The sequence below is a fragment of the Flavobacterium sp. 1 genome (assembly GCF_002797935.1).
Lineage (GTDB): Bacteria > Bacteroidota > Bacteroidia > Flavobacteriales > Flavobacteriaceae > Flavobacterium.
Map to the genome: position 1 here is coordinate 530,186 of NZ_PGER01000001.1, position 11,432 is coordinate 541,617.

Annotated in this window: 7 protein-coding genes; 3 read left to right on the forward strand and 4 right to left on the reverse strand. The window is 35.5% G+C overall.

What is annotated here, in order from left to right:
• The first annotated feature begins 115 nt into the window (after window positions 1-115).
• Window positions 116-373 (forward strand): hypothetical protein, encoded by a 258-nt coding sequence (locus CLU83_RS02325; protein ID WP_100430132.1) that lies wholly within the window; start codon window positions 116-118, stop codon window positions 371-373.
• A gap of 408 nt (window positions 374-781) precedes the next feature.
• Here the strand turns inward: CLU83_RS02325 and CLU83_RS02335 are convergent, their stop codons facing one another.
• From CLU83_RS02335 to CLU83_RS02345, 3 genes are all read right to left on the reverse strand, one after another.
• Entirely contained in the window at window positions 782-2,299 is a 1,518-nt protein-coding gene (locus tag CLU83_RS02335) for a RagB/SusD family nutrient uptake outer membrane protein (protein ID WP_100430134.1), read from the reverse strand.
• 11 nt (window positions 2,300-2,310) lie between these two features.
• Window positions 2,311-5,379 carry a TonB-dependent receptor gene (locus CLU83_RS02340; protein WP_232726939.1) on the reverse strand — a complete coding sequence of 1,023 codons (3,069 nt, stop codon included), beginning with the start codon at window positions 5,377-5,379 and terminating at the stop codon, window positions 2,311-2,313.
• A 152-nt stretch (window positions 5,380-5,531) separates the two neighbouring features.
• Window positions 5,532-7,685, reverse strand: a complete 2,154-nt coding sequence (locus tag CLU83_RS02345; RefSeq protein WP_232726941.1) for an alpha-galactosidase — start codon at window positions 7,683-7,685, stop codon at window positions 5,532-5,534.
• Between the two features lie 398 nt (window positions 7,686-8,083).
• On the opposite strand from CLU83_RS02345, the gene CLU83_RS02350 reads away from it, so the two are divergent.
• Together CLU83_RS02350 and CLU83_RS22765 are read left to right on the forward strand one after the other, a co-directional pair.
• The gene (locus tag CLU83_RS02350; RefSeq protein WP_157801971.1) at window positions 8,084-9,586 is read left to right on the forward strand and encodes a DUF6377 domain-containing protein; all 1,503 of its coding nucleotides are present in this window, start codon (window positions 8,084-8,086) and stop codon (window positions 9,584-9,586) included.
• 440 nt (window positions 9,587-10,026) lie between these two features.
• Complete coding sequence (locus CLU83_RS22765) at window positions 10,027-10,413, forward strand: ISAs1 family transposase (protein ID WP_369828792.1); 387 nt, start codon at window positions 10,027-10,029, stop codon at window positions 10,411-10,413.
• Here CLU83_RS22765 and CLU83_RS02360 read toward each other — a convergent pair.
• A complete protein-coding gene (locus tag CLU83_RS02360) occupies window positions 10,317-11,360 on the reverse strand; it encodes a PepSY domain-containing protein (RefSeq protein WP_232726942.1) in 1,044 nt (347 codons plus the stop codon). The genes CLU83_RS22765 and CLU83_RS02360 overlap by 97 nt on opposite strands.
• Window positions 11,361-11,432 lie beyond the last annotated feature (72 nt).

Consider the following 11,432-nt stretch of genomic DNA (forward strand, 5'->3'; position numbering starts at 1 on the left):
AAATTAGTATATGCAAATGTACTAAAATTAGTAAACATAATTGTGATAAAATTAGTAAATATAAACGTGCTTTAATTAGTAAATTCGACAGTGTTAAAATTAGTAAATCTAAATCATGAAGAATATTTATATAAGCATTATTATTTTAGGTTTGATTAGATCAAAAGAAACATCTAGTTATAGATTAGAAGTTAATGTATTGATATTTAATGTAATGTCTTGTGTCTCTAAATGTAAAAAGACGACCTTTGCTCAAGCGGTATGGGAGCTTGAGCAACAAACCCTAACCCAAGAAAATACGCCATGTAAGCCTTCAAAGGCTTACATGGCGTATTTTCTTGGGTTGAAATTTGTGCCAATTATTAGATTATAAAGAAATTTCAGCGAAGCTGAATTCAAAAAAATGTTTGATTGACCAGGTCGGTTTGAAATTAAGATCCTCATCCAATTTGGGTTACTCGGAGTATACTCCCGTACTGTCTGCTGATGGTGACGGCACAAATTTTAAATTTCAAGGGTCATTTTTTTCTTATTTGTTCCATAATATTAAAACGATTTTTAATGTCAAAGATAGACTTCCTTAACTTTCTATGGCAAAAAAGGTATCAACTCCATAATTTGCTGCGCCACGATTTTGCCAGAAAACTCAAATTGCCATTTTTTTAAACTATTTAATCAATAGGAATATTTTAGCTTTCTTAAAATAAGAGATGACAGATGACTGATTCTATTGAATCAATCATCTGTCAAACACTTAAAAAAAACTAACTAGTAAAACCACTTACCAAGGTGAATTTTGAGTCATATTGGGATTATTATTCAATTCACTTTGTGGAATTGGATAATAGGAGAATTTAGTAGTAAAAAGTTGGTATCCGCCTACCTGACTCGCTTTGATTACTGTCTCTAAGGTTCCCCATCTTCTTAAATCAAAAAAGTGAAGTCCTTCACGAGCAAATTCAACATTTCTTTGATGCATAATCTGCGTCATCATTTGATCTTTAGACCATCCTACCATCGAAATATCTGCCAACTTCGCTCTATCTCTAATTCTTTTCACCAATGGCGCTGCTCCAGTTACATTTCCTTGCATCGTTTTTGCTTCGGCAAGCATTAAAAGAACATCGGCATAACGCATTGCGAATTCATTCAATTCAGATTTCCAATCCCCTTCGTCATTATTCCACCAATTTTGATTTTTTCTAATCCATATAGCATTTGCTCCAAACTTTGATGCAAAATCAGAATTATAGTAAATACAACCAGGATAATTCCAAGCCAAAGTAGTCAAAGCTCTCGGATCAAATGAACCATCAACAGTTTTCTCTTTTGTCATCGCATTTAATAATACTGTCGTAGGCCATAATTCGTTCCAACCGCCTACTTCACCAGGTGCACATTCCTGAGCCATAGTTGTTGCTCTTGTTCTTTCCGCTGGGCTTCCTCCCCAAATAGTTGAACCACCAACTTTGCTAAACTGAATTTCAAAAACAGATTCTTTACTATTTTCATGTTTACCATCAAATAATTCAGCATAATTATCAACAAGACCATATCCATTTGTAGCTTCATTATTTACTAACTTATTAAATTGCTCTTCGGCTTTTGCCCAATCTTTCAAATACAAATATGTTTTGCCTAAAAAAGCTATTGCTGCATTTTTTGTCACTCTTCCTTTAAGAGCAGCTGGATAATTTTCAGGTAGTTTGCTATTGGCTGCAAATTGAAAATCAGCTATAACTTGATTCCAAACTTCAGCTTCGGTAGATTTTGATTTAAAATAATCGGCCTGAGTTTGTACTAAATCTGTAGTAATAGGCACGCTTCCGTATTCATTAACCAAATTAAAATAATTCAATCCTCTTAAAAAGGTAGCCTCTGCTAATAGTTGCTCTCTTTTGGTTTCATCAATATTTTTAATTTGTGGTGCATAAGCAATTACTTGATTGGCACGGAAAATTCCAATATATAGGGCTTTAAATATCTCTCCCGTAAGATTCGTACCGGCATCATTTTTATACATAGAAACTGCATAACGATCCTGTACATCATTTCTTGCAACAAAATTTTCTGTTCTGTTTTCTTTAAGCTGCATGGCCTGTATTTCCCAATAACCAGCATTATTATTGTCTACAAGAGTATTGTAAACTGTTGCTAATCCAGATTCAAGATCTTCAGGAGTTTTCCAAAAAGATGTGGTTGTTAATTGACTTGGGTTTTCTAATTCAAGGTTATTATCGCATGAACTTAATAATACAAGTCCAGATATTAAATATGATATAATTGATTTCTTTTTCATTTTTTATCGATTTAAAAGTTAATTTGCAGACCAAAAAGTATAGTCTTGCTTAAAGGATATGATTTATAGTCAACCCCTCTTCCCCCCAATGCATCTGCAGACACATCCGGGTTATAACCCGTATATTTAGTAAAAGTGTAAAGGTTATCTCCTGCAAAATAAATTCTGCATCTATCTATAGATACTTGTTTTGTTATGCTGTTTGGTATTGTATATCCAACTTGAATCGTTTTGATTCTTAGATAAGACCCGTCTTCTAGAAAACGATCAGAATAATCTGCTCCGTTATTGTTTTTATCATCAATATCTAATCTTGGGAAATTTGAATTTGGATTAAAAGTATAGGAATCTAATGTTGCGCTAGAATAGTTAATATTGGCTCTTACTGTTTCAAGATCTGTTTTATTTCCATTATAAAGCTTGTTTCCTTGAGTTCCCTGTAAAGCCAGAGTAAAGTCAATTCCTTTCCAATCTCCTTGAAATCTCATTCCATATTCAAACTTAGGAAAAGCGCTTCCTTTGTATTGTCTATCCTCTCCATTAATTTCACCATCACCATTATAATCTATATATCTGATATCTCCAATTTGTGCATTTGGCTGAATCGGTTTTCCATCTTTTTTATAAGCGTCAATTTCTGCCTGAGATCTAAATAATCCATCAGTGTCCACTAGAAAAAAGGAATAAATTGGATAACCCACTTTGCTATATGTTACCGGAGCACCGTGAAATGAACCTTTACCACCTTCTATTACCTGACTTCCTGTACTAAGCTCATCTACATTATTTTTAATACTTGAGATATTACCTGTTATATTGAAGTTGAAATCTCCAATTTTTTCATTGTAGGTTAAACTCATTTCATATCCTTTATTGGATACGTTTCCAGCATTCGTATAAGGATTGTCACTTGATCCAACAGATAGTGGAATTGGAACTCTCAGGAGTAAATCTGAAGTTTGTTTTTTAAAATAGTCAAATGTATATTGCAATTTTCCGCTCCATAAATCCAGATCTAAACCAAAATCTGATGTTGCTGTTGATTCCCATTTTAAACCAACTGCCGGATAATTAGTCTGAATATTACCACTCCATAATGTGTTTGGCTCTCCTGCTCCGTAACTGATTCCTGAAGTAATTAATCCTAAGTATTGATAATCTCCAATTTCCTGATTTCCCAATACACCATAACTAGCGCGTAATTTCAAATCTGTTATTGGAGTTTTTAGATTCGTAAAAAAGTTCTCTTTACCGATGCTCCACGCTCCAGAAACAGAAGGGAAATCACCCCATTTGTTATTTTGACTAAATCGTGATGATCCGTCACGTCTGATGGTAGCTGACAAAGTATATTTACTATCATAAGAGTATATTACACGCCCTAAATAAGAAACCAAATTGCTCTCTGTATTGAAACCGTTTGCTGCTGGTTGAACTGCTCCAGAAAGCGTATATATATTATCCGGTATTCCGCTAACTGAACTTGTTACTGATTTGAAAGTATTATTATATACGGTATATCCAGCCAAAGCATTCACATAACTCTTACCAAAAGATTTTGTATAATTTAATGTGTTTTCTACCTGAGTATATAGATTAAATTGATCCAGATGAGTTAAATCGTTATCTAAGTTTTTAAAGAATCCACCTACCTCATATCGAGGAGAATAATTATCTCTTTTATAATCTGATACAGTCGCCCCAACACTTAACTTATATTTAAAACCATCAAAAAAGTTAGCTTCAAGATAAGTATTTAATAAGGCTTGATAAGTATCACTTGTTACATCAAAAAGATTCAATGCTGCTATCGGGTTAAAGATATCCGTTACAGGGCCTGAAGCTCCACCGTATCCTCCCACAGCATCTTCATTATAAACAGCAAAACCAGGGATCATTGTGATAGCCGCTCCTACAACATTACTTCCTTGTCCCGGTACACCTGGTAATTCTTTTCTTTTTTCTTTGGTTAACAAAATTGTTTCCCCAATTTTAAAAATTCCTTTTTTATAATCTGATTTTACCCTTATATTAAAACGGTCGTAATTTGTTTCTTTGACTACACCGTCTTGATTAAAGTAATTTAAAGACATACTGTATTTTAAATTATCTGATCCTCCTGAAAATCCTAAAGAATAATTTTGAGTAGGTGCAGCTCTAAAAATTCCGTCTTGATAATTTACTCCAGCTCCACCAACTTCAGGATTAAGAGAAATAGGTAATGGCGCTTTTCCAGCTGCAGCATATGCAGCATTACTTACTTTTGCCCACTCTTCCTGATTCAATAAACTTAATTGTTTTGTTACAGTAGAATAACCTCCAAATACATCCAAAGAAACCTTGATATCCCCTTTTTTTCCACTCTTAGTGGTAATAATGACAACACCATTTGCAGCTCTCGAGCCATAAATTGCAGCCGCAGCCGCATCTTTTAAAACTTCGATTGATTCAATATCATTTGGACTTAAGCTGTTCATAGACGCAACCTGAATATCATCTACCAAAATCAAAGGAGTGTTATTGTTCAATGAACCCGCTCCCCTTATCTGAATTCTGGTGCCAGAACCGGGACTTCCTCCTGCCGATTCTACAGAAACTCCTGCAACCTTACCTTGAATAGCACTACCTAAGTTCGTATTACTCTGAGAGTCTAGCTGTTTTGCTTTTAGACTACTTATAGCACCAGTTGTACTACTTTTTTTCACGCTGCCATATCCTATTATAACAACTTCATTTAAGGCATTACTTTCTTCGTTTAATGAAACATTAATAACCTCTCTGTCATTTATTGCTTCTTCAATTGTAGTATAGCCAATGTATGAGAAAACTAATATTTCTTTAGAATTGGCTACATTTAATTTATAACTTCCATCAAAATCTGTAATAGTTGCATTGGTAGTTCCTTTGACGGTCACTGTAACGCCCGGAATTTGAGCTGTTTTGGCATCTCGAACAGTTCCTGTAATAGTATTTTGAGCTTGCATACTAATGCATGAGGTCAAAATAAAAATCGACAGTGCGAGTTTTGATTTAATGAAAGATCCTAATTTTTTCATTCGATTAACATTCTTTTTTTTCATAATTTCATAGTTTTAAAAATTGGTTGGTTAATATTTAATGTTATTTATTCTCCTTTTTAAGAAAAAAGTAGTAGTCTTAGCTTAAATTTGAATTGAAAAAAGTAAGCGCCCATTTGACAAGTTGCTTTCACTACATTTGGGAGGACGGGTTCTTATTGTACTGTAATCTCTATCACTTTGCTGCTCATGAGGTCACTAGTAAATGCGTCGAGTCCAACTTTCATCAGGTAATCTCCGGAATACACCTTGCTGTTTTCTTTAAGTGTAGATGCTTGACCGGGCAAAAGATTGATTTCCTTAACTTGATATTGCTTCAAAGCGTCCAATCCCTGAAGCTTTACTTTTAGGAGTTTTTCTTTAAATCTTGGAAATATATCATAAGCATATAATACTGCTTTTGACTGGGCATCATCTACATACATTACCGATGTATGGTTACTCTCGTAAGGAGATGCCAGACGGTATAGGTTACCATCAAAAATGACTTTTTTAAGGCGTTTGAAGTTGGCAACGGCAAGTTTTGCAAACTCAATTTCATCCTTTTTGAGTTCTTCCAGTGAAATGTCAAATCCCAATTTTTCCATCATCGCCACTTCTATCCTGAATTTGATACTTGCCGTCTTATTCCAGCTCGTTACGTGCGCCGCCATAGCTTTTGATGGAAAAAATTGCGAGAAGCCCCACTGTATATAAAGCCTTTCTACCGGATCGGTATTATCACTTGGCCAAAATTCAGAGAAATATTTCAGGGCTTCGTAATCGCAACGGGCACCACCTCCTGAACATAACATCAGTTCAATATTCGGATACTTGTCTTTCACCCTTTTGAACACATTGTAGATTCCATGGATGTGGTCTATATACAGCTGCTCTTGGTTTGCTTTCAGGTAAGGAGAATAGACATTGGTAATTGGACTATTACAGTCCCATTTGAAAAAAGCGAGATCTGGGTTCTCTTTCATCAGATTATCGACCACGCCAAAGACATAATCCTGAACCTTAGGGTTGCTCAAATCCAGTACCAATTGATTGCGGTAATAGTAAGTTTCTCTATTAGGGAGGGCAATAGCCCATTCTGGATGTTTTTGGTACAATTCACTCTTCGGGTTCACCATTTCCGGTTCTATCCATATACCGAATTTAACATCGGCCTCTTTGGATAATTTTACCAATCCGGGAACTCCGTTGGGTAGTTTACTCTTCATTGCTTGCCAATCTCCTAATCCTGCGTGGTCATCCACTCGAGGATATTTGTTGCCAAACCATCCGTCATCCAACAGGAACATATCAACACCAAGTTCTTTGGCTTCGCCCATCAGTTTAGCTAGCTTTGCCTCATCAAAATCAAATTGGGTGGCTTCCCAGTTGTTCAGTAAGGTCAAACGGTCTCCTTTTCCATCCTTTAACTGATAATTTCTTGCCCATGAATGAAGGTTCCTGCTGGCTTTTCCGGTTCCTTCATTACTTAGTGTGAAGATAAACTCGGGAGTTTTAAAAACAGTGTTTGGCTTCAGTTCATAGTTGGAAGCATAAGGATTAATACCCGTGATGACCCGAAGGTTACCCGCATTATCGACCTCAAAAGTAAACTGAAAGTTTCCTGTCCAACCGATGGTACCAAGAATAACATTTCCTTGGGTTTCGGAAACGGGCTGCCCAAGGCCCAACTGGAAGAACGGATAGGAATGCATGGCTGCCCTTGAGCCAAGCTTTGTTTCCAGAACTTTTTTGCCAAACTGCAACTGCTGTGAGGATATCTGTACTTCTTTCGCCCAGTCACCGCTGAATTCAGTCAGGAAATATTTGCTGTCCTCAAAATATAGCATATTGGATGCATAACGGCTTATCCTTACAGGGTTTTTCTCATTATGTGTAATCTCTGTCCACGATTTAATAACATTTTCCTTCTTATAAGCTACATAGAACATTTTTATATTTAATGGATATACCTTGTCCTTGAGCTCGATGACCGTCTCTGTAATGTTCGCATCCAGTGCTTTTTGTTGATGCGAAACATAGGTCGGGATAGAAGTCAGGTTTCCATCGTTATGCTGTATGGCAAATGCCGGTTCAAAGAAATCTTCACCACCCGAAGCTGGATATGCTTCAAATCCCCTTATTTTGACTGCACCATCAGAAGCTGGGCGGGCAAGATAATAAGGAAGCTCCTTGATATCTGATTCCGAAAGTAGCCTGTCTCCAAGATAGGTTTGGTACAACCTGCCGTTTGGTGCGGTTTTTAGGATCAGGTCCGTTTCTTTAGTTGAAACCCTGATAGTAGTCTGTGCTTGCGTCTCTATAAACATGGTCGTAAGCATTAATGTAATGAGTAAATTTGTTCGTATCATATCTATTCTATATCGATTGAATTTTCATTTTTTTATATAGGGGCTAAATTATAGAGAACGATTAGTTTAATGAAAAAAAGTAGATGACAAGTAGCTTTATTTTTAAAATAAAAACCATAAATGATTGTATATCAGTTATTTATTTATTTATACAAGATTGGTGTGAAGAAAGCTAAAGTAGATTCGTTTTTTGTATTTTTACTAAAATTTTATCGTTTAATATTATAAATTGTTATTTTATTATGAAGAATATTATGTACTTGTTAATTATAGTGATATTATTCCAGTCTTGTCAGAAAGCTGATGTCAATAACAGGTCTCTGAAGACTCTGGATAAGGTACTCACAGATAATTCTATGATAGCTGCAAAAGAGAACAAACTAGACAGCTTGAAGCGTCTTGTAAATGACACCTCAGATCCGTTTATTAAATATGAAACCTATAATCAGATCATTGATGGTTATCTTTGGTATAGGTCAGACTCTGCATATGCTTATATTGAAAAAAGTATGAAGATTGCGAAGGTATTGGACAACAGTAAAATGTCCAACCAGCTTACTTTGACCTATTCAATTATGCTATCCACATCTGGTCTGTTAAATGAATCATCACAAATCTTGAAGAAAATCAATAGGCAGAGATTGGACAAGTCTTTGCTTCGCGATTATTATTACGCTCAGGAAAGGTTTTACTACGTATCTTCGGAATTTAGTCACGATAATTATTACACCCCACTTTATAAAAAACAGGAACGGATCTATCAGGATTCCGTTCGCTCCACTTATCTGGAAAATTCTGTTGAATATAATAAATACACCGCTAATCTAATGGTAAATGCTGGTGAATATCTTAAAGCCCGAGATTTGCTTGAGAAAACAATCCCCAGCCTGAACAAACCGACGAGATTTGCTGCAATGATCTATTACGACCTTGCCGGAATCTATAAGATATTAAAAAATGACAGGCTATATGAATATTACCTCATTCAGGCGTCCATTGTAGACAGGCAAATCCCCACTAAAGAAAATGCAGCTATCAAGGATCTGGCCTTTTATCTCTATAAGAATAAACTCCAGGATATTGATAGAGCCAATTTATACATTCAGTCGGCCCTGAACGACGCACGCTTTTACAATAATAGACAACGAATCTTACAGATATCCGAGAAGTTACCCTTGATCGTAAATGCCTTTCAGGAAAAAAGCAGTAGGGAAAATATACATTTAAAATATTCCATTATTGTAATCAGTATTTTATCAATTTTCATTACATGCTCTTTAATATTTATTTACAGACAGGTAAGACAATTGCGAAAGGCCAGATTGGCGGTGGATTGGCTAAACAATGAACTGCAGTTCTACAACAACGAGCTGCAACAGCTTAATAGCAAACTTCATCATGCAAACGAAACGCGTGAGGAGAATGTAGGATTTTTTATGGATTTATGTTCTTCATATATCAATAAACTTGATGATTACAAACAGATTGTGAAGAGCAAGATCATCAATAACAGAATCAATGATCTATTGAAGAATATTGATTCGCAGCAATTCGCCAAATCAGATAAGAATGATTTTTTTGTAAGTTTTGACCGGGCTGTACTTAGCCTCTTTCCCAATTTCGTTGATAATGTGAATAAGCTTATGAAAGAAGATAGTCAGTTACAACTCAAAAAGGGTGAAATTTTAAATAGTGAACTGCGTGTCCTCGCGCTGATACGATTAGGAATAGATAGCAGTAGTAAGATAGCTTCCTTTCTGCACTATTCTCCCCAAACGATCTACAATTACCGTGTCAAACTGAAGAAAAGTTCGCGGTTTGTACGAGAAGATTTCGAGCAACAGATCAAAAATATGTGAGAGATTCAGCAAATCATTAACTAAACTGGAAAAATTTGTGAGACAGACCATATTCTTTCAGTATAAGAGCCTGTTTAAAAATGTAAAATAAAACCATTATGGGTTAAAGAAACCGATTGAAATTAGTCTTTTTGTAGCGATTAAACAATAAAAAGATGTATCCAACCGATTTAACAGAAACCCAGTAGCAATTTATACAAAAAACTTTAGATTTAAGTAATAGAAAACGTAATCATAGGGCATTCGCTTTTAAAATTTTGAAATTGGATTGAAAAGGCTTAATCCTGCAGTATGAATGGCAGGCGGTCTGCCATAAAAAAATTGACCACAAGCCGCCCGCCCTGAATCAGAGCATTTACTTATCAAAGATTGCTTCACCACATTGAAAGACACCAGACGAACTAGTAAAGGGAACATAAAGTACAGTTTGGAAGAGAATTATCCTCCTAACGCTTTCGGCAGTTGTCAGCGGTTTTCAAACCTATGAGCTCATTGAAGGATTCGGAGAAGAGAAGCTCGATTGGCTTCGCAAGTTTTATCCTTATAAATATGGATCTCCATCTCATGACACTTTGGGCGAATTTTTCAGCAGGATAAAGCCAAAAGAATTTGCCAAATGCCTTATCGAATTCACAAAAGCACTGGCAAAGCATGATTCAAAAGTCATAGCCCTTGACGGAAAAACCGTAAAAGGATTCCTTACCCAAGATGGTTTATCCATTGCACATCCTTACTGCTTTCTGTACCAAATCAACAATCCCGTAATAGGTAATGTGATAGCAAAAAGACATACTAAAAAGGCTAGGATTTTTGTTGGATATCCATAAATGCTTCCTGTATGAATAGGGTAAATAAGTCGTCGGACTTTATCGCCATTGCTAAAAGATTCATAAGGTTTGATTTTTAAAATTTTACCTGTGTATTTATCGAAATAGGCCATACTTGAAATATTGGGAATCGATTTTTCAAGATTTAGCTTAATGACCATTATACTGTTTATTGTGTCGGATGGGATCCTGATCTGAGTATCTCCTTTGTATCTATAAATACTATCAGTTTTTGAAAATAGGTTCTGATAAAAAAAAGTTTTATCAAGCTTTGGATCAATTTTAGTTGGATTTTCCACTTTAGCCGATGGTTTTTCCGCTGTTCCATCTGCCAATAAATACATACCGCTTTCGAACCATTTAAAAGACCAGGTTAGTCCTGTTAGTGATATTATCAAAAGAATAATGAAAGTATAGAAACCGAAAGTCGAGTGAAAATCCCAATTGACTCTTTTAAAAGAGGCGCTCCATTTTACGGTTAATCTTTGCTTTAGGTTTTTTATTTTTTTTGGCCACCATAAAATAAGCCCCGAAAGCAGCATGAAAACAAAGATAAGGCAACTGCAGCCCGTAATAAATTTTCCAGCTTCCCCTAAAATTAAGTGGCGATGCAAATCGAGCACAATAGAAAAAAACCTGCTTTTTTCAGGAATTGTTGCCAATACTTTTCCAGTGTAAGGATCTACAGAGAAAATCTGATCATTTTTCTGGGCATCGGTTCCGGAAATAATTATGCTTCTTTGCGGATTTTCATAAGTTTGAATGCGGTCTAATTCCGTGATTGCATATTGCTTTCGGATAGCATTAACGTAGAGATCAACAGGCATTTTTTCTGTTCCGATGGTTGAAACTTTATAGAATTCGGGATTTATAAAAGCATCGATTTCTTCTTCAAAAACTAAAAGACTTCCAGTCAGCGCCACAATAAATACAATAAGCCCGGACAAAAGTCCGAGCCATAAATGTAGAAAATTAATATTTTTTTTAATGTTTTATTCATCTAAATAGGATATGGAAAA